The following is a 16,599-nucleotide window of genomic DNA, read 5'->3' on the forward strand; positions in this document are numbered from 1 at the left end:
CCCCCGGTCCACCGTGCACCGCCCCCGCCCCGCCCGCACGCCGACCGCCGCCACGAGCGTCGGAACCGCTGCGCCGGAACGCCCGGAACGCCTGGAGCGCCTGGACCGCCTAGAACGCCGCCCGTACCTGCCCGACGGGCACGCCGCCGCCGAGCAGCGGGGCCGCGCCGATGCGCTCGACGGTCTCGTCGGCGCCCGTCACCCCGAGCCGGCGCAGCGCCGCCGCCAGGACCGGCCCGCGGGCCCGCTCGGCGCCGTCGTCGATCTTGAAGGCGAGGGCCCGTCCGTCCGGCAGCGCCACCACCTGGACGGCCTCGGCGCCCATCTTGGACAACGCGCCCGGGACGGCCCGCATCAGCCAGGTGTCGGCCCGGCGGGTGCCGGCCACGTACTCGGGGTGGGCGCGCATCGCGTCGGCGACGCGGCGCTGCGCGGTGCCCTCGGCGGCGAGCACGAACGCCCGGTAGCCGCGGGCCAGGCCGGTCAGCGAGACGGCCAGCAGGGGCGCCCCGCAGCCGTCCACGCCGGCGTGGGCGACGCCCTCGCCGGTGGCCTCCTCCAGGGCCTCGCGGGCCAGCAGCTGGATCGGGTGGGCCGGGTCGAGGTAGCCCTCGGTGTCCCAGCCGTTGGCGACGCACGCGGCCAGCCAGCCGGCGTGCTTGCCGGAGCAGTCCATCAGGATCGGGGCGCGCTCGCCGCCGGAGCGCAGCAGCAGCTCGGCCTCGGTCTCGTCGAGCGGCAGGTCGGCCGGGGTGCGCAGGGCGGACTCGTCCAGTCCGGCGGAGGCCAGGATGGTCCGGACACCAGCGCGGTGAAACGTTTCTCCAGAGTGGCTGGAGGCCGCCAGCGCCAGCAGCTCGCCCTCGATCTCCAGCCCGGCCCGCAGCGTGGCCACCGCCTGGAACGGCTTGGCGGTCGACCGGGGGAAGACCGGCGCGCCGGGGTCGCCGAGCGCGAACTCGACCGAGCCGTCGGCGGCGAGCAGCACCAGCGAGCCGTGGTGCCGCCCCTCGGTGAAGCCCGAGCGTATGACCTCGGCAAGAACAGTCGGGGTGGCGGACTGGGGCATGGCGGAGCCTTCCGGGGCAGGGGTGGACCGGGGGCGAGCCGGGCCCCACCCGCCCATGGTGCCTCACCCGGTCAGAGGGGGCCGCCCGCGAGCAGGTCGTCGACCCGTGCTTCCCCATCACGGTACCTGCGGGTGATCTCGGCGTTGCAACCGTCCGCGGTGCGCAGCAGCCGCTGCCGCCGTCCGGAGACCTCCTGCTCGTGCGCCCGCAGCCGGTCCAGCGCGGCGAGCAGTTCCGCGGCCGGGTGCGCGGCGAGGTCGGCGAGCTGGACGTCGCCCATCAGCGCGTCCGCCTCCAGCTGCGACTCGTGGCCGCGCGGCGGCCCGAGCGTGACGTGCCGGGCCGAGCGCCGCACGGTGGAGGGCGCGTCGGTGAGGATGGCCGGCAGCCGGTCCAGCAGGTCGCCGGACGGCCCCTCGGCGCCGCCCGCCCCCGCCGCGCGCGAGCGGCCGCCCGGGCGGCGGTCCAGCTCGGCGCGCAGGATGTCCATCCGGCCGTGCAGCAGCCGCCGCAGGTAGGAGAGGTCGGCCTCCTGTTCCAGGGTCTCCCGGCGCAGGATCCGCAGCTGGTCCAGGCCCAGCCGCTCCAGGTCGGGCTCGTCGTCCCCGGTCGCCCGCCCGGACCGGTCCTGCGCGCTGCTCGCGTCCATCACCCAACCACCTGCCGTCGTCCGTTCCCGCCCGCTCGCGGCACCCCGTCCCTGCCGCCGTCCGGCCCGTCCCCCGACGGACCGTGCGCGTCACGTCCGTTGGCACGCCCGGACACCCCCGAAAGGTTCCGGTCCCCGGCGGACACCACCCGCCGGGGCGACACCGCCAGAACGCCTGACCTACCGGCTCGACCGCCCGGCCGAACCCGGACCCGGGGCGGCGGACCTCCTGGCGCCCCGGGCCGTATGTACGGTGCCCCAGCGTGCCACCCCGCCCGGCGCGCGCGCACCGCCCGTGCACCCGAACGGCCCCCTGGCGAACGGGGGTGGCTGATATGACGAGGTCTTTGCCCAGGAAGAACGGCGCCCGACCCAGCGCAGGCGTGCGCAACCCGGCGCGCGCCACCGCCTCACACGCCTCCCCCGGTGCGTACGGATCCCCCCTCCTGGGTGACCCCGTTCGGCTCCGGCACAATGGCCGCATGCGAGCAGTGGTGCAACGGGTGAGCGAAGCCAGGGTGACGGTGGCCGGAGAAACCGTCGGCGCGATCGAGGGGCCCGGGCTCTGCGCCCTGGTCGGCGTCACCCACGACGACACAGCCGCCAAGGCCGCCCAGCTGGCCCGCAAGCTGTGGACGCTGCGCCTGCTGCCGGCCGACGGGGACGGCGTCGAGCAGTCCTGCTCCGACCTCGCCGCCCCGCTCCTGGTGATCAGCCAGTTCACCCTCTACGGCGACGCCCGCAAGGGCCGCCGCCCCACCTGGAACGCCGCCGCCCCCGGCCCGGTCGCCGAGCCGCTGGTGGACGAGGTCGTCGCCCAGCTGCGGGCGCTCGGCGCCAAGGTGGAGACGGGCCGGTTCGGCGCCGACATGCAGGTGGCGCTGGTGAACGACGGCCCGTTCACCGTCATCGTCGAGGTCTGAGCCCGGCCGCGGCGGCCCGGGGGGCTACTGCGGGACGATCACGTCCTGCGTGCCCGGCACCGTCCCGGCCAGCAGCACCGCGTCCACCGGCACGTTCCGCTTGACGATCGCCAGCGCGATCGGCCCCAGCTCGTGGTGGCGCGCCGAGGACGTGACGAAGCCGAGCGCCCGCCCGTCCGGGTCGGACGCGAGCCGCACCTCGGTGCCGTGCGGGGGCAGCGTCTCCTCGGTGCCGTCCAGGTGCAGGAAGACCAGCCGGCGCGGCGGGCGGCCCAGATTGTGCACCCGGGCGACGGTCTCCTGCCCGCGGTAGCAGCCCTTCTGCAGGTGGACGGCGGTGCGCAGCCAGTCCACCTCGTGCGGGATGGTCCGGTGGTCGGTCTCGAAGCCGAGCCGCGGCCGGTGGCCCTCGATCCGCAGCGCCTCGTACGCCCACACGCCGGCCGCGGGCCCGTACCCGGCGGTGAGCTTCTCCAGCTCGGCGCGCGGCACGAACAGATCGCGCCCGTAGGGGAGTTCGCGCACGGCGGCGGCCCCCTCGACGGAGCTGCCGGAACCCGCCGGCAGGTGCACGACCGCGTAGTCGGCGGTCGCGTCGGCGACCTCGACCCGGTAGAAGAACTTCATGCTCTCCAGGTAGGCGACCAAGTCGCCCTGGGTGCCCGGCTCGACGTGCGCCCACGTGGTGGTGCCGTCGTCGACGAGGTAGAGCGCGTGCTCGACGTGCCCGTTCGGGGAGAGCACCAGCGCCTCGGTGGCCTCCTGCGGCGGCAGCGCGCTGACGTGCTGGGTGAGCAGCAGGTGCAGCCAGGACAGCCGGTCCGCGCCGGTGACGGTGACCACGCCGCGGTGCGAGAGGTCCACGAAGCCGTCGCCCTGCGCGAGGTGGCGTTGCTCCCGGAAGATGTCGCCGTAGTGGGCGGCGACGCCCTCGTCGGCCCCCTCGGCGGGGACGGCTCCGGGCAGGGCAAGCAGCGGGCTCTTCACACCGGTCATACCGGTCAGCTTACGACTGGCCGTCCGCGAGCTTGGCGGTGCAGTCGGCGCAGCGCCCGAAGATGGCGAAGTGCTTGAGGTCGGTGTCGAACCCGTGGCGCGCGCGCAGGCTCTCGATCAGCGGCTCGGCGATCTCGGTGTCCGTCTCGGTGACCTCGTCGCAGTCCCGGCAGACCAGGTGCAGGTGGTGGTGGCGCCCGGCCAGGTGGTACGTCGGGGCGCCGTGGCCCAGGTGGGCGTGCGAGACCAGGCCGAGCTCCTCCAGCAGCTCCAGCGTCCGGTAGATGGTGGAGATGTTGATGCCGCTCGCGGTCCGCCGCACGTGGCTCAGGATCTCGTCCGGGGTGGCGTGGTCGAGCGTGTCGACGGCCTCCAGGACGAGCTGGCGCTGGGGCGTCAGCCGGTAGCCGCGTTCCCGCAGGTCGGCCTTCCAGTCTCCGGAGAGCTGCCAGTCGGTGGTGCCGGTGTCCGCCACGATGCTGTCCCTGCCACGGTCGGGGGTCCTTGGAACAAGTGTAGGGACCGGCCGCGGGCCGGTCCCTACGTCGTGCGCGGGTGGTGACCACCCGCGCGGTGCCTGCCGGAGGCCTGCTGGAGGCCTACTTGAAGAAGGCGATGCCGTCGTCCGGCAGGTCGTTGATGTCCTTGATCAGCTGCGCCGGGCTGAGCACCTTCTTGAGCTGCGCGGACATGTACGGCCGCAGCGGCACGCTCGGGGCGGCCTTCTCGCCGACCCAGAGCAGCTCGGCGTTGACGAAGCCGTAGAGCCGCTTGCCGCCCGAGTACTCCGGGGAGCCCTCGATCCGGGCGACCGCGTCGGTCGAGACGTCGACCTGCGGCTTGCCGTCGGCCAGCTCGCCGTACCAGATCTCGACGGTGCCGTCGTCACGGACGGAGGAGATCTCGATCCCGCGCGCACCCGAGGTGCCGTCGTGGTTGCTGGTGATGCGCCAGAACGCGTGCTCGTTCTCCAGCGGGCGGACCTTCTCGCCCTCCTCGTTCAGCACCCAGGTGCGGGAGCGGAACTCCAGGAAGGGGCGGCCGTCGTGCCGGATCACGATCTCCTGGCCGAAGTTGCACTTCTCCGTGCCCGGGAAGTCATAGACTCCCGCGCCCTCCCAGGTGCCGAGGAGGAAGGCGAGCGGGACGACGTCCTTGTGGAGGTCAGAGGGGATCTCGATCATGTTCCTGGTCGCTGTCGTCGGTGTGGGGCTGCTTCAACCGTACGGCAGGCTCAGCGCTGGCCCTGGTACAGCTTCATCACCGAGAAGATGGCGAACCAGGTGATCAGCACGGCCATGAGGGCCAGCAGACCGTCGAAGAACATTTCCAGACCGGACACGGGGGGCTCCCAGGCGGCGACAGTGTGGTGGATTTTGCTGGCGCTCACTCTATCCGCCGGGTATCGGCCGGTCGCGGTGAGCCCCACCACGTCGCGTTTCCGCCGCCGCGCCGGCGCCCTCCGCGCGGCGACTTCCGCGCGCCGCCGAAGGTTTCCCCGCGCGATCCGGGGATTCCGGGAACCGGACGTTCCGGGCGCTCTAAGGTGGCGCCATGTCGAAGAAGCTCGTCATCAAGGTCACTGCCGGCTCCGACGCCCCGGAGCGGTGCTCGCAGGCGTTCACGGTGGCGGCCGTGGCCGTCGCCAGCGGCATCGAGGTCTCGCTCTGGCTGACCGGGGAGTCCTCCTGGTTCGCCCTGCCGGGGCGGGCGGCGGAGTTCGAGCTGCCGCACTCGGCGCCGCTGCCCGACCTGCTGGAGTCGATCATGGCGGGCGGCACGGTGACGCTGTGCACCCAGTGCGCGGTGCGCCGCGGGATCGAGCAGAAGGACACCGTCGACGGCGTCCGGATCGCGGGCGCGCAGGTCTTCGTCAGCGAGATCATGAGCGACGGCGTGCAGGCGCTCGTGTACTAGCCGGGCAGCGGGGCTAGGAGTCCCGCCGCTCGTGGTCGGGGTGGTCCCGGTCGTGGCCGGGCTCGTCCCACTTCGGGTCGTCCCAGCGGGGGTCGTTCCACCAGTCGTCGTCGGGGTCGCGCTTGTTGGCGAACACCGCCGCGGCCGGCGGGATGACCGCCGCGACCACGCACAGCGCGATCGCGGCGGGCACCGAGAAGAACCGCACCACGCCCCAGGCCAGGACGAACATGCCGAGGCACCCGCCCATCATGGCGAAGTAGTAGCGGCGTCGCCGGCTTGCCTGCACGTCTCCACGGTACGACCGAGGGCCCCGCCGTGGCAGGGCCCTCGTCGTTTCGCCTTCCGCCGCCTTCCGCGGGGCGGGAATCAGACCGCGATCGCGACCTCGACGGCGGTGCCCTGGGAGGCCACCACCTGACGGTCCACGGTCTGCCCCGGCACCAGCGCGCGCAGGGTCCACTTGCCCGGGCGGGCGAAGAACCGGAACTGGCCGGTCGCCGAGGTGGGCACCTCGGCCGTGAACTCTCCGCCCTCGTCCAGCAGCCGGACGTAGCCGTTGACCGGCTCACCGTCGCGGGTCACCGAACCCTGGATGATCGTCTCGTTCGCCACGTCAACTCCTGCCAGGTCCGGGCCGCCGGCCTTCGCACCGCACATGTCTGTCTCCTTCTGACTTACGGGTCGAGCCGGGGGCTCAGTTGCTGCCGAGCTCGATCGGCACGCCGACGAGGCTGCCGTACTCGGTCCACGAGCCGTCGTAGTTCTTCACGTTCTCCTGGCCGAGCAGCTCGTGCAGGACGAACCAGGTGAGCGCGGAGCGCTCGCCGATGCGGCAGTAGGCGATGGTGTCCTTCGCCAGGTCGATGCCCTCGGCCTCGTACAGGGCCTTGAGCTCGTCGTCGCTCTTGAAGGTGCCGTCGTCGTTGGCGTTCTTGGCCCACGGGATGTTGCGGGCGCTCGGCACGTGGCCGGGGCGCTGCGACTGCTCCTGCGGGAGGTGGGCCGGGGCGAGCAGCTTGCCGGAGAACTCGTCGGGCGAGCGCACGTCGACCAGGTTGAGGGTGCCGATGGCGGCGATCACGTCGTCGCGGAAGGCGCGGATCGACGAGTCGGCGGCCTGCGCCGTGTACTCGGTCGCGGCGCGGGCCGGCACCTCGGAGACGAGGTCGCGGGAGTCCAGCTCCCACTTCTTGCGGCCGCCGTCCAGCAGGCGGACGTCGCCGTGGCCGTACAGCTTGAAGTACCAGTAGGCGTACGAGGCGAACCAGTTGTTGTTGCCGCCGTACAGGACGACGGTGTCGTCGTTGGCGATGCCCTTGGCGCTGAGCAGCGCCTCGAAGCCGGCCTGGTCGATGAAGTCGCGGCGGACCGGGTCCTGGAGGTCCTTCTTCCAGTCGATCCGGACGGCGTTGCGGATGTGGTTCTTGTCGTACGCGGAGGTGTCCTCGTCGACCTCGACGATGACGACCTTCGGGTCGTCCAGGCGGGCCTGGACCCAGTCGGCGTCGACCAGGACGTCGCTGCGGCTCATGGTGGTGTTCTCCATCCGGGGGCGGTTGGCGGAAGGTGCTGCTCAGCGGGGTGCTGCGGGACGCTCGGCCTGCTCCGGTCCGAAAGTCCGTCCGAATGATGGGACGGAGGAGGGTGTCCGGGACGGCCGGGCGGGGAATCGCGGTGTGCGTCGGCGGAGGTCGGCCGAAGTGGCCGGACGGAATCGCCGGAGGATCGGCGGCGGGCAGCAACTGCCCTGCCGGGATGCCGAGTTAGCGCATTCGACACAGACAGGCGGCCACGCGGCACAGGTCGACCGCCCGCCGCTTCGTGAGATCCGTCTGTCGCTTCATGTCGACGATGCTAGGGACACCGACGGCCCGCTGTCATCAGCGTATCGGATACCGAGACCAGATCGACCGAATGTCGAGATTTGACCCTCCGCAGCCCGCCGGGCAGCGGGCAGCGGCGCCACGGCGGCCCTCCGGGGCCGGAAACGACACCGCTCCGCGGTCGGCGCTGGACAGCGCGTCTCGCGGAGCGGAACGAAGCCGACCGGGTCGGCCGATCGGGTGAGTGGTCAGCCGAGGAGCTTGACGCCCCGACCGTCGAAGTTCAGCTGCAGGCCGTCCTCGGTCGGCGTCACGCCGTCCTTGTCGGCCAGCTTCAGCCCGGCCGGCAGCGAGTCGAGGGTGAAGCTCACCGGGTCGATCTTCTGGCCGGTCGCCCCGGCGAACATCCCGGCCAGCCCGCTGAGCTGGAAGCCGTCCGCGGTGACGGTGTTCCCCTCGCTGTGCACCGAGCCGGTGCCCACCGGCAGCGGGCCGAGCGACGCCTTGACCTTGCCGGGACCGCCGTAGGACAGGCTCAGCCGGGTGTTCGAGCCCACCGGGAGCTTGCCGCCGCCAGGCATCAGCTGGGCGGCCGGCGGCAGCAGCTGGGCGAGGTCCGCGTAGGTGATCAGACCGCTGCCGGTGCCGCTGTCCACGGTCGCGGAGTTGAGGCTGTCACTCACCCGGACGCCCGACAGCCGGGCCTTGAACCCGTGCAGCGCCACCTGGTGGCCGCCGTCGTTGATCATCAGGTTGTCGGCCGAGATACGGACGTCGTCCAGCTTCTTGGACAGCACCTGGGTGAGGAACGGGAAGCCCCCGATCGAGACGTCCGGGCGCTGGCTCATCCGGCCGCTGCTCACCATCCGGTCGGCGGCCTCGTCCTCGGCCACCCCGACCGCGATCCGGTCGGCGCCCAGCAGCAGCCCGGAGAGCACCACCAGGCCTATCGTCGCCTTCAGCCATCCGCGCATCGCACTCCCCCGTCGTCGCCGGTCGCCGTCGTTCGCCGCCTCACGGCGGCGGCCCGCAACGGGGCCTCCGCACGACCGTACGACGTCCGGCCCCGGAACCTGGTTCCGGGGCCGGACGTCGTACGGGGGCGCCGGGTCAGGCCAGGAGCCCGGTCGCCAGCCAGATCAGCGGCGCGGCCACGGCCAGCGGCAGCGCCACGCCCGCCGTCATGTGCACGAACCGGGACGGCCAGTCGTACGACGCGACCCGGCGGCCCACCAGCGCGCCCACGCCCGCCAGGGCGCCGAGCGCGAGCGGCGCGCCCACCAGCAGGCCCAGCACCACCGCGGCCACCAGACCCAGCACCGGGCCCAGCACCTTCGGCCCGGGCAGCGGCGCCGCGGCCAGCAGGGTCGCCAGCGCGACCGCGCCGACCCCGGCCGGCACCCAGCCGGCCACCAGCAGCGCCGTGCAGAGCGCCGTCACCACGGTGGCCGAGCCGAGCACGGTCAGCGCGTAGAACCGCTCCTTCGGGTCCGAAGGGCGGAACGTCTGCAGCACCAGGACCAGCAGGAAGAACCCGCCGAGGGTGCCGACGACGGCCGCGATGCCGCCGTCCTCGCTCGCCAGCAGCACCGCCGCGTCGGCCGTGAACCCGGCCAGCGCGGCCAGGGCGATGCCCTGCCGGGCCGGCCACATCCCGTTCAGGCGGAACCAGCCGGCCGCCGTCAGCACCTGGAGCAGCGCGACCACGAGGGCCAGCGCCACCTGCCCCAGCGCGGCGCCGCCGGCCAGCAGGGCGGCGACGCCCGCGGTGATCAGCGCGGGCTGGATGCCCGGCTCGATGATCGGCGAACCGGTGCGGTGGGCACTCGGCGCGGCGGGCCCGGTCGGCGCGGCGGCGGGCGCCGTCGGCATCGCGGGCATCCCCGGCATCCCGGGCTGCGGCGGGACGGCCGGGTACGGCGCCATGCCGGGCGCCCCGGGGGCCATGGGTGCCGTGGGCGCCATGGGGGTGGCGGAGCCCGTGGGCCGCTTGAGCGTCATGGTCGGCTGGTCGAGGCCCGGTGCCTGGGCCGGTGCCTGGGGCGTGGGAACCGGAGCGGGCGCGGCGTGCCGGGGCCGGGCCTGTGGCCGGGCCTGTGGCCGAGCCTGCGGCTGGGGCTGCGGCTGGGGCTGCGGATACGGCTGCGCCAGGGGCTGGGGCTGCGGCGGCGCGACGGGCATGGCGCCGGAGACGACCACCGGCGGGAGCAGCGTCGTGGCCGCGGCGTCGTGCATCGGCGGCACCGGGGGCAGCAGCGTCGTCGCCGCGTCGTCCATCGCGGGGACGGGCGGGAGCAGCGTCGTGGCCGCGGCGTCGTCCATCGGCGGGACGGGCGGCAGCAGGGCCGTCGCCGCGTCGTCCATCGGCGGCTGCACCGGCTGCCCGTACCCCGGGTGGCCGTACTGCTGCTGGTACCCGTGCTGCGGGTGCGGCTGCTGAGAATGCGGCTGTTGGGGATGCGGCTGTTGGGGATGCGGCTGCTGCGGGTGGCCCTGGTACGGCTGCTGCCAGCCGCCGTAGCCGCCGTTGTTCGCGTCGTTCGTGTCCGTCACGCCGCTCAGCCTCCCGCGAACGGCGGCAGTACCTCGACCGTTCCGCCTTCGGTGAGTTCGACGGTCGCGTGGTCCCGGCCGCCCACCTGGGCGCCGTCCACCAGGTAGGAGCAGTGCCCGAGGAGCAGCACGAGCTTCGGCCGGTCGGCGTGCCGCTCCTTGGCGGCCGCCAGCGCCTCGGCCAGGGTCGCCGCCTCGTACGGCTCCTCGGCCAGTCCGGCCTCGGACTTCGCGGCCGCCCAGTAGCGGATCGTCCCGCGCACCCGGGCGCCGCTCGCGGGCTCGGTGGTCGCGCCCATGGCAACCCCTTCTCGTCGTCCTCGCCCGGTCCGGTGGCCCGGTCCGGCTCGCCACCGGGGCGGCCGTCCGACCACCCGAAAGGTGGACGTGCGCGGTGCCGCCGATGTGCGTCCCATGATGGCGTGTCCGCCGCCGCGACCGGCAATCGCCCTGGCCGGACGGACCGCGAGCGCCGCTCGAAGCCGTGACCAGGCTCACCCGGCGCGCGCCCGGATTGGGCGAACCGCCGGATTCGAGCCCTCCCGGTGCGGGGGCCGGTCGGCTATTCTCGACCTCCAAGAGGGATCCGGGCAGAGTCGCCCCCGGGTCCTTTTGTGCTTTCAGGACGCCAGTACGGACGTTCTTGCGAATCGTCGGCCCACCCCCGGCGGTGCGCGGGAACCGCCCCGCCTCTCGCGGCACGACGACGTGCCCCGTCCGGCCGGGGTGACGCCACCCCGGTGCCGGGCCGCCGCCCGGAGCGGGACCACGACCGGAGGGTTCGCGGGATGAGCAGGGCAGAAACGGTGCGCCAGGGGTTGCGGGACCCCCGGCCCGTGCGCCGTCGCGCCGTGCACGCCGGCCTGTCCTCCGGTGTGCTCCGGGCGTCCGAACCCCTCCCCCAACCCTCAGCACGTGCGCCATCCGGCTGTGGCGGCAGCCGTGAAGCGACCGCGACGACCCGGAAAGGGGACCACCGGGTATGAGTTCTCTCCTCCTCCTCACCAACGCACTGCAGCCCTCCGCGGAGGTGCTGCCGGCGCTCGGCCTGCTGCTGCACAACGTCCGGGTGGCGCCCGCCGAGGGCTCCGCCCTGGTGGACACCCCCAGCGCCGACGTCATCCTGGTCGACGGCCGCCGGGACCTGCCGCAGATCCGCAGCCTGTGCCAGCTGCTGCGCTCCACCGGCATCGGCTCCCCGCTGATCCTCGTGGTCACCGAGGGCGGCCTGGCGGCCGTGACCGCCGAGTGGGGCATCGACGACGTCCTGCTGGACACCGCGGGCCCGGCCGAGGTCGAGGCCCGGCTGCGGCTCGCGCTCGGCCGGCTCCAGGTCGTCGCCGACGACAGCCCGATGGAGATCCGCAACGGCGACCTCTCGGTCGACGAGGCCACCTACTCCGCGAAGCTCAAGGGCCGCGCGCTCGACCTGACCTTCAAGGAGTTCGAGCTGCTCAAGTACCTCGCCCAGCACCCCGGCCGGGTCTTCACCCGGGCGCAGCTGCTGCAGGAGGTCTGGGGCTACGACTACTTCGGCGGCACCCGGACGGTGGACGTGCACGTCCGGCGCCTGCGCGCCAAGCTCGGCGTCGAGCACGAGCAGCTGATCGGCACCGTGCGCAACGTCGGCTACCGCTTCGTCGTCCCGGAGAAGCCCGAGAAGGGGGAGCGCCCGGAGCTCGCCCCGCGCCCCGCAGCGCCCCTGGAGGCATGACGCGCGCCGGGCGGGGGTGATCCCGCCCGGCATGTCCGGTTCGCCCCCGCGCAGCCTCCCGTCCACCTGCCGGAAGCCCCAGGTCCCACTGCCGACGCCGGCGCCACACGCGTAGACTCGACGCGTGGCCAAAGTGACGCGCGACGATGTAGCCCGACTGGCTGGTACCTCGACCGCGGTCGTCAGCTACGTGATCAACAACGGGCCGCGCCCGGTCGCGCCCGCCACCAAGGAGAAGGTCCTCGCGGCGATCGAGCAGCTCGGCTACCGGCCGAACAGCGTCGCCCAGGCGATGGCCTCCCGCCGCACCAACCTGATCGGCATGGTCGTCCCGGACGCCCGCCAGCCGTTCTTCGCCGAGATGGCGCACGCCGTGGAACGGGCCGCCTCCGAGCGCGGCAAGCTCGTGCTGATCGGCAACTCCGACTACGTGGACGACCGCGAGGTGCACTACGTCCGCGCCTTCCTCGGCATGCGCGTCTCCGGGCTGATCCTGGTCAGCCAGGGCCCGTCGCAGCGCGCCGCCGAGGAGTTCGCCGCGATGGAGGGCGCGAAGGTGGTGCTGCTGCACCGCCGCCCCGAGGCGATCGACGACGTCGCGGTGGTCACCGACGACGTGGGCGGTGCCGAGGCCGTCGTGCGCCACCTGCTGGAGGTGCACGGGCACCCGTACGTGGCCTGCTTCGGCGGCCCGGTCGACTCCCCCGCGCCCGGCGACCCGGTCATCGACCACGTCGAGGGCTGGCAGCGGGCCATGGACGCGCACGGCCTGCCCACCGAACCGCACCTGATCGACGCGCCGTTCCACCGCTACGGCGCGTACGAGGTCGCGCTCGGCGTGCTGCGCTCGGCCGACCGGCCGCCGGCGATCTTCTGCTCCACCGACGACCAGGCGATCGGCGTGCTCCGGGCCGCCCGCGAGGTCGGCCTGAAGGTCCCGGAGGACCTCGCGGTGGCCGGCTTCGACGACGTCCCCGAGGCCGCCCTCGCCGACCCGCCGCTGACGACCGTCGCCTCCGACCGGGACGCGATGGCGCGCGCCGCCGTCGACCTGGTCCTGGACGACTCGCTGATGGTGCCCGGTTCGGACACCGAGCGGGTCCGCAAGTTCCCGTCCCGCCTGGTGGTCCGGCGTTCCTGCGGCTGCGACGGAGCGGCACCGGGCGCCCCGGCCACCTCCACGGAAGCGGAGTAGTCGATTCCGCCACCGGCTCCCATCCGCGCCGCCTGACCAGGCTTTATGAGAAGTCAACGGGCTTCTCGGACCCTTCTGAGACCGCTTTCATCCGATCCTCATCCGCCGGGCGGACGTTGTTCGGCATGAGCGATCAGCAGCGCAGCGAGCAGCAGTACGGGTGGACCGGACAGTACGGCGAGCAGCACGGCACGCAGCACGGCGAGCAGCCGTCCGCGCAACCGCACGCGCCGCACGAGCACCGCGTCATCGAGGGCACCGTCCTCGGCAGCAGCACGGACGACACCGTCGGCACCGGCGCCGACGCCCCCGCGTACGGCTACCGCGAGGACCACTCCGGCGGCGGCTTCGACACCCCGCTCCCGCCGCCGCCCCTGCCCCCCACCCCGCCGTCCGCCGGCCGGCCCGGCAGCCCCGAGGGGCCGGAAGGGCCCCGGAGCCACGGCGCCCGGGCCCGGCGTGGGATGCTGCGCGGACGGCTGGTCCTGGTCACCGCCGTCGCCGCGATCGCCGCCGTCCTCGGCGGGGTCACCGGCGGGGTCATCGCCTCCCAGGAGCGCACCTCCGACACCCGCGGCACCACCATCGCCAGCCCGGTCTCCGCCCGCTCCGACGGCAGCGCCGACGTCGCCGCCATCGCGGCCGCCGTCTCGCCGAGCGTCGTCCAGATCACCGTCAAGGCGCCGGGCGGCACCGCCACCGGCACCGGCGTGGTCCTCGACAGGAACGGGCAGATCCTCACCAACTTCCACGTGATCTCCGGCGCGGTCGACAGCGGCGGCCAGATCACCGTGACCTTCAAGGACGGCTCGACCGCGCAGGCCACCGTCACCGGCACCGACAAGTCCCTGGACGTCGCGGTGATCACCGCGAGCGGCGCCAGGAACCTCACCCCGGCCACCCTCGGCGACTCCTCCGCCGTCGCCGTCGGCGACCCGGTCGTCGCCATCGGCAACCCGGACGGCCTCACCGGCACCGTCACCTCGGGCATCATCAGCGCCGAGAACCGCGAGGTCACCGTCCAGGTCGACGAGGGCTCCACTGGTGGCAACGGCGGCTACGGCTTCCCGTTCATGCCCGGCCTGCGCGGCTCGCAGCAGCAGCCGAGCGGCAGCGGCACCACCACCTACAAGGCCTTCCAGACCGACGCCGCCCTCAACCCCGGCAACTCCGGCGGCCCGCTGATCAACGCGAACGGCCAGGTCATCGGCATCAACTCGGCCATGTACTCGCCCAGCGGCACCGGCTCCACCGCGGGCGGCGGCAGCAGCTCGGCCGGCAGCGTCGGCCTCGGCTTCGCCATCCCGATCAACGACATCAAGCAGGTCCTGCCGAAACTGCAGGCGGGCCAGAACGTGTAAGACGGACAATTACTCCGAGCAGGTCCCCCACACGACGAGAAAGGGCAACGGCCCATGACCCCGTCCGCCGACGACCGCACCTCCGCCGAGTCCGGCCACACCTCGGCCAGGCTCCTCGTGGTCGACGACGAACCCGCACTCCGGGACGCCCTGGAGAGCAGCCTCGCCTTCGAGGGATACGAGGTCGCCACCGCCACCGACGGCTACGAGGCACTCGAATCCGTCGAACGCGACCGGCCCGACCTCGTCCTGCTGGACATCATGATGCCCCGGATGGACGGCCTCACCGCCGTCCGCCGGATGCGCTCGCGCGGCGACACCGTCCCGGTGCTGATGCTCACCGCCAGGGACGCCGTCGGCGACCGCGTCACCGGGCTGGACGTCGGCGCCGACGACTACCTCGCCAAGCCCTTCGAGCTCGACGAGCTCCTCGCCAGGGTCCGCGCCCTGCTGCGCCGCAACGCCCTCGCCACCGAGGCCGCGGCCCGGGCGGCGGCCGAGGACGAGAGCGAGGTGCTGGCCTTCGGCGACCTGCGGATGAACACCGCCACCCGCGAGGTCACCCGGGCCGGCCGGTCCGTCGAGCTGACTCGCACCGAGTTCATGCTCCTGGAGATGTTCCTGTCCCACCCCCGGCAGGTCCTCACCCGCGAGCAGATCCTCAAGGCGGTCTGGGGCTTCGACTTCGAGCCCTCCTCCAACTCCCTGGACGTCTACGTCATGTACCTGCGCCGCAAGACCGAGCAGGGCGGCATGCCGAGGATCATCCAGACCGTACGCGGCGTCGGCTACGCCCTGCGCCCCGCGGCCGGCGCCGGCGCGTGAACGTGCGAGCCAGGGGCGCGCGCGTCCCTCCCCCGCCCCTCGCGCCCCCGCGCCCGTCCCGGATCCAGCGCCTCGTGCACTGGTTCCGCTCCCGCTCGCTGCGCAGCCGCCTCACCTTCCTGAGCGCGGCCGCGGTGGCGGTGGCCATCGCGCTGTCGGCGCTGGCGTGCTGGTTCATCGTCGAGAAGCAGCTCTACGGCCAGGTGCGGACGGACCTCGCGAGCGCGCCGCTCCCGCTGCCGCCCCGGGGCCAGAGCCTGCCCTGCTACGAGACCCCGCAGGCGGCCCTGCAGGCGCAGCCGCGGAGCGTCGCCCCGGAGAACGGCACCTCCGTCGCCCGGGACACCCAGTACGTCGTCAAGGACCCGACGGCGGTCTGCCTGCCCCCGGCCGCGACCAAGGCGATCGTGCTCAGGCCGAGCGACTCGGCGGTGTTCCAGCTGCGGCCCGGCCAGTCGGTCATCCGGGACGGCCACTTCACCGACGGCACCCCCGCCCTCGTCCGCGTCTCGCTGACCCACTTCGGACCGCAGCCCGCCCTGCTGATGGTGGCCAGCCCGACCCAGTCCGTCGAGGAGTCCCTCCAGGGCCTCGCCCTCCTGCTCGGCGCCGTCTCCGTCGGCGGCATCCTCCTCGCCGCCGTCGCCGGCCGGATCGTCGCCCGCTCCTCGCTCAAGCCGGTCCACCAGCTCACCGACGCCGTCGAGCACATCGCCCGCACCGAGGAGGTCGGCACCACCATCCCGGTCCACGGCGACGACGAGATCGCCCGCCTCTCCACCTCGTTCAACTCCATGAGCACCGCCCTCGCCAACTCCCGCGAGCGGCAGACCCGGCTGATAGCGGACGCCGGGCACGAGCTCCGCACACCCCTCACGTCGCTGCGCACCAACGTGGACCTGCTGATCCGCAGCGACGACACGGGCCGCCCGCTCCCGCCCGCCACGAAGACCAAACTGCTGGGCAACATGAAGGCCCAGATGCAGGAGCTGACCGTCCTCATCCAGGACCTGCTCCAGCTCTCCCGCCCCGACTCGCCGAAGCCGGGACCGAACCTCACCGTGGTCGCCCTGCACGAGATCGCCCAACGGGCCGTCGAGCGGGCCAAGTTGCGCGGCCCCGGGCTGGTCTTCGACACCGCGGCCGAGCCCTGGTTCGTCCACGGCGACGCCTTCGCCCTCGAACGGGCCGTGATCAACCTGCTGGACAACGCGGTCAAGTACAGCCCGCCCGGCGGCACGATCGAAGTCCGGCTCCGGCAGGGCGTGCTGACCGTCCGCGACCACGGCCCCGGCATCCCGGCCGACGAGCTGCAGTACGTCTTCGACCGCTTCTGGCGCTCCCCCTCCTCCCGCCAGCTCCCGGGCTCCGGCCTCGGGCTGTCGATCGTCGCGCAGAGCGTCAGGGACGCCGGCGGCGAGGTCTCGCTCGGCCCGGCCGGGGACGGCGGGCCGGGCGCCCTGGCCACCGTCCGCCTGCCCGGCGGCCCCACCGCGGAGTAGCCCCCGGACAGGAAGAAGGACGGGCGGGGCGCCCCGACAGCGCCCCGCCCGTCCCCGTCCGGCTCACG

Annotated in this window: 19 protein-coding genes; 7 read left to right on the forward strand and 12 right to left on the reverse strand. The window is 73.6% G+C overall.

The window, feature by feature from the left end; translation table 11 throughout:
* Window positions 1–109: 109 nt before the first annotated feature.
* Window positions 110–1,069 carry an asparaginase gene (locus tag ACFVSN_RS41640; protein ID WP_380441137.1) on the reverse strand — a complete coding sequence of 320 codons (960 nt, stop codon included), beginning with the start codon at window positions 1,067–1,069 and terminating at the stop codon, window positions 110–112.
* 71 nt (window positions 1,070–1,140) lie between these two features.
* On the reverse strand, window positions 1,141–1,719 hold the full coding sequence (locus ACFVSN_RS41645) for an ABC transporter substrate-binding protein (RefSeq protein WP_380441139.1): 579 nt from the start codon (window positions 1,717–1,719) through the stop codon (window positions 1,141–1,143).
* A gap of 482 nt (window positions 1,720–2,201) precedes the next feature.
* On the opposite strand from ACFVSN_RS41645, the gene dtd reads away from it, so the two are divergent.
* On the forward strand, window positions 2,202–2,642 hold the full coding sequence (gene dtd / locus ACFVSN_RS41650) for a D-aminoacyl-tRNA deacylase (RefSeq protein WP_380441141.1): 441 nt from the start codon (window positions 2,202–2,204) through the stop codon (window positions 2,640–2,642).
* Window positions 2,643–2,666: 24 nt separating this feature from the next.
* Here the strand turns inward: dtd and ACFVSN_RS41655 are convergent, their stop codons facing one another.
* From ACFVSN_RS41655 to ACFVSN_RS41665, 3 genes are all read right to left on the reverse strand, one after another.
* Window positions 2,667–3,629 (reverse strand): YgfZ/GcvT domain-containing protein, encoded by a 963-nt coding sequence (locus tag ACFVSN_RS41655; RefSeq protein ID WP_380441155.1) that lies wholly within the window; start codon window positions 3,627–3,629, stop codon window positions 2,667–2,669.
* A gap of 19 nt (window positions 3,630–3,648) precedes the next feature.
* The gene (locus ACFVSN_RS41660; protein WP_380441143.1) at window positions 3,649–4,113 is read right to left on the reverse strand and encodes a Fur family transcriptional regulator; all 465 of its coding nucleotides are present in this window, start codon (window positions 4,111–4,113) and stop codon (window positions 3,649–3,651) included.
* 124 nt (window positions 4,114–4,237) lie between these two features.
* Window positions 4,238–4,822: an FABP family protein gene (locus ACFVSN_RS41665; protein ID WP_387958724.1), complete on the reverse strand. Its 585-nt coding sequence runs from the start codon at window positions 4,820–4,822 to the stop codon at window positions 4,238–4,240.
* A gap of 370 nt (window positions 4,823–5,192) precedes the next feature.
* Here ACFVSN_RS41665 and ACFVSN_RS41670 point away from each other — a divergent pair, with 370 nt between their 5' ends.
* Complete coding sequence (locus ACFVSN_RS41670) at window positions 5,193–5,555, forward strand: DsrE family protein (RefSeq protein ID WP_329932323.1); 363 nt, start codon at window positions 5,193–5,195, stop codon at window positions 5,553–5,555.
* Window positions 5,556–5,568: 13 nt separating this feature from the next.
* Here ACFVSN_RS41670 and ACFVSN_RS41675 read toward each other — a convergent pair whose 3' ends face one another.
* The 7 genes from ACFVSN_RS41675 to ACFVSN_RS41705 all read right to left on the reverse strand — a co-directional run bounded on the left by ACFVSN_RS41675 (window position 5,569) and on the right by ACFVSN_RS41705 (window position 10,233).
* Entirely contained in the window at window positions 5,569–5,844 is a 276-nt protein-coding gene (locus ACFVSN_RS41675; protein ID WP_380498586.1) for a DUF3099 domain-containing protein, read from the reverse strand.
* An 80-nt stretch (window positions 5,845–5,924) separates the two neighbouring features.
* The gene (locus ACFVSN_RS41680; RefSeq protein WP_030059605.1) at window positions 5,925–6,215 is read right to left on the reverse strand and encodes a DUF1416 domain-containing protein; all 291 of its coding nucleotides are present in this window, start codon (window positions 6,213–6,215) and stop codon (window positions 5,925–5,927) included.
* Window positions 6,216–6,252: 37 nt separating this feature from the next.
* Window positions 6,253–7,089 carry a sulfurtransferase gene (locus tag ACFVSN_RS41685; RefSeq protein ID WP_380498585.1) on the reverse strand — a complete coding sequence of 279 codons (837 nt, stop codon included), beginning with the start codon at window positions 7,087–7,089 and terminating at the stop codon, window positions 6,253–6,255.
* Between the two features lie 232 nt (window positions 7,090–7,321).
* Entirely contained in the window at window positions 7,322–7,402 is an 81-nt protein-coding gene (locus ACFVSN_RS41690; RefSeq protein WP_350517234.1) for an Ms5788A family Cys-rich leader peptide, read from the reverse strand.
* Between the two features lie 227 nt (window positions 7,403–7,629).
* Window positions 7,630–8,355 carry a DUF2993 domain-containing protein gene (locus ACFVSN_RS41695; RefSeq protein ID WP_380506377.1) on the reverse strand — a complete coding sequence of 242 codons (726 nt, stop codon included), beginning with the start codon at window positions 8,353–8,355 and terminating at the stop codon, window positions 7,630–7,632.
* 136 nt (window positions 8,356–8,491) lie between these two features.
* Window positions 8,492–9,934 (reverse strand): hypothetical protein, encoded by a 1,443-nt coding sequence (locus tag ACFVSN_RS41700; RefSeq protein ID WP_387958726.1) that lies wholly within the window; start codon window positions 9,932–9,934, stop codon window positions 8,492–8,494.
* A 5-nt stretch (window positions 9,935–9,939) separates the two neighbouring features.
* A complete protein-coding gene (locus ACFVSN_RS41705; RefSeq protein WP_363651861.1) occupies window positions 9,940–10,233 on the reverse strand; it encodes a MoaD/ThiS family protein in 294 nt (97 codons plus the stop codon).
* A 683-nt stretch (window positions 10,234–10,916) separates the two neighbouring features.
* Between ACFVSN_RS41705 and ACFVSN_RS41710 the strand changes: the two genes are divergently transcribed.
* The 5 genes from ACFVSN_RS41710 to ACFVSN_RS41730 all read left to right on the forward strand — a co-directional run bounded on the left by ACFVSN_RS41710 (window position 10,917) and on the right by ACFVSN_RS41730 (window position 16,531).
* Entirely contained in the window at window positions 10,917–11,648 is a 732-nt protein-coding gene (locus ACFVSN_RS41710) for a winged-helix domain-containing protein (RefSeq protein WP_380445968.1), read from the forward strand.
* 124 nt (window positions 11,649–11,772) lie between these two features.
* Entirely contained in the window at window positions 11,773–12,843 is a 1,071-nt protein-coding gene (locus tag ACFVSN_RS41715) for a LacI family DNA-binding transcriptional regulator (protein WP_387958728.1), read from the forward strand.
* A 125-nt stretch (window positions 12,844–12,968) separates the two neighbouring features.
* Window positions 12,969–14,204 carry a S1C family serine protease gene (locus ACFVSN_RS41720; RefSeq protein WP_387958730.1) on the forward strand — a complete coding sequence of 412 codons (1,236 nt, stop codon included), beginning with the start codon at window positions 12,969–12,971 and terminating at the stop codon, window positions 14,202–14,204.
* Window positions 14,205–14,258: 54 nt separating this feature from the next.
* Window positions 14,259–15,029, forward strand: coding sequence for a response regulator transcription factor (locus tag ACFVSN_RS41725; RefSeq protein ID WP_380445971.1), 771 nt, complete (start codon window positions 14,259–14,261; stop codon window positions 15,027–15,029).
* A 74-nt stretch (window positions 15,030–15,103) separates the two neighbouring features.
* Entirely contained in the window at window positions 15,104–16,531 is a 1,428-nt protein-coding gene (locus ACFVSN_RS41730; protein ID WP_380498801.1) for a sensor histidine kinase, read from the forward strand.
* The last annotated feature ends 68 nt before the right edge of the window (window positions 16,532–16,599 follow it).

The organism is Kitasatospora sp. NPDC057904, from assembly GCF_042887925.1.
In the GTDB taxonomy this organism is placed as follows: Bacteria; Actinomycetota; Actinomycetes; order Streptomycetales; family Streptomycetaceae; genus Kitasatospora.

Coding starts and splice junctions, on each gene's coding strand:
- ACFVSN_RS41640 (WP_380441137.1), bottom strand. CDS start 1,069: ATGCCCCAGTCCGCCACCCCGACTGTTCTTGCCGAGGTCATACGCTCG.
- ACFVSN_RS41645 (WP_380441139.1), bottom strand. CDS start 1,719: ATGGACGCGAGCAGCGCGCAGGACCGGTCCGGGCGGGCGACCGGGGAC.
- dtd (WP_380441141.1), top strand. CDS start 2,202: ATGCGAGCAGTGGTGCAACGGGTGAGCGAAGCCAGGGTGACGGTGGCC.
- ACFVSN_RS41665 (WP_387958724.1), bottom strand. CDS start 4,822: ATGATCGAGATCCCCTCTGACCTCCACAAGGACGTCGTCCCGCTCGCC.
- ACFVSN_RS41670 (WP_329932323.1), top strand. CDS start 5,193: ATGTCGAAGAAGCTCGTCATCAAGGTCACTGCCGGCTCCGACGCCCCG.
- ACFVSN_RS41680 (WP_030059605.1), bottom strand. CDS start 6,215: ATGTGCGGTGCGAAGGCCGGCGGCCCGGACCTGGCAGGAGTTGACGTG.
- ACFVSN_RS41685 (WP_380498585.1), bottom strand. CDS start 7,089: ATGAGCCGCAGCGACGTCCTGGTCGACGCCGACTGGGTCCAGGCCCGC.
- ACFVSN_RS41690 (WP_350517234.1), bottom strand. CDS start 7,402: ATGAAGCGACAGACGGATCTCACGAAGCGGCGGGCGGTCGACCTGTGC.
- ACFVSN_RS41695 (WP_380506377.1), bottom strand. CDS start 8,355: ATGCGCGGATGGCTGAAGGCGACGATAGGCCTGGTGGTGCTCTCCGGG.
- ACFVSN_RS41705 (WP_363651861.1), bottom strand. CDS start 10,233: ATGGGCGCGACCACCGAGCCCGCGAGCGGCGCCCGGGTGCGCGGGACG.
- ACFVSN_RS41710 (WP_380445968.1), top strand. CDS start 10,917: ATGAGTTCTCTCCTCCTCCTCACCAACGCACTGCAGCCCTCCGCGGAG.
- ACFVSN_RS41720 (WP_387958730.1), top strand. CDS start 12,969: ATGAGCGATCAGCAGCGCAGCGAGCAGCAGTACGGGTGGACCGGACAG.
- ACFVSN_RS41725 (WP_380445971.1), top strand. CDS start 14,259: ATGACCCCGTCCGCCGACGACCGCACCTCCGCCGAGTCCGGCCACACC.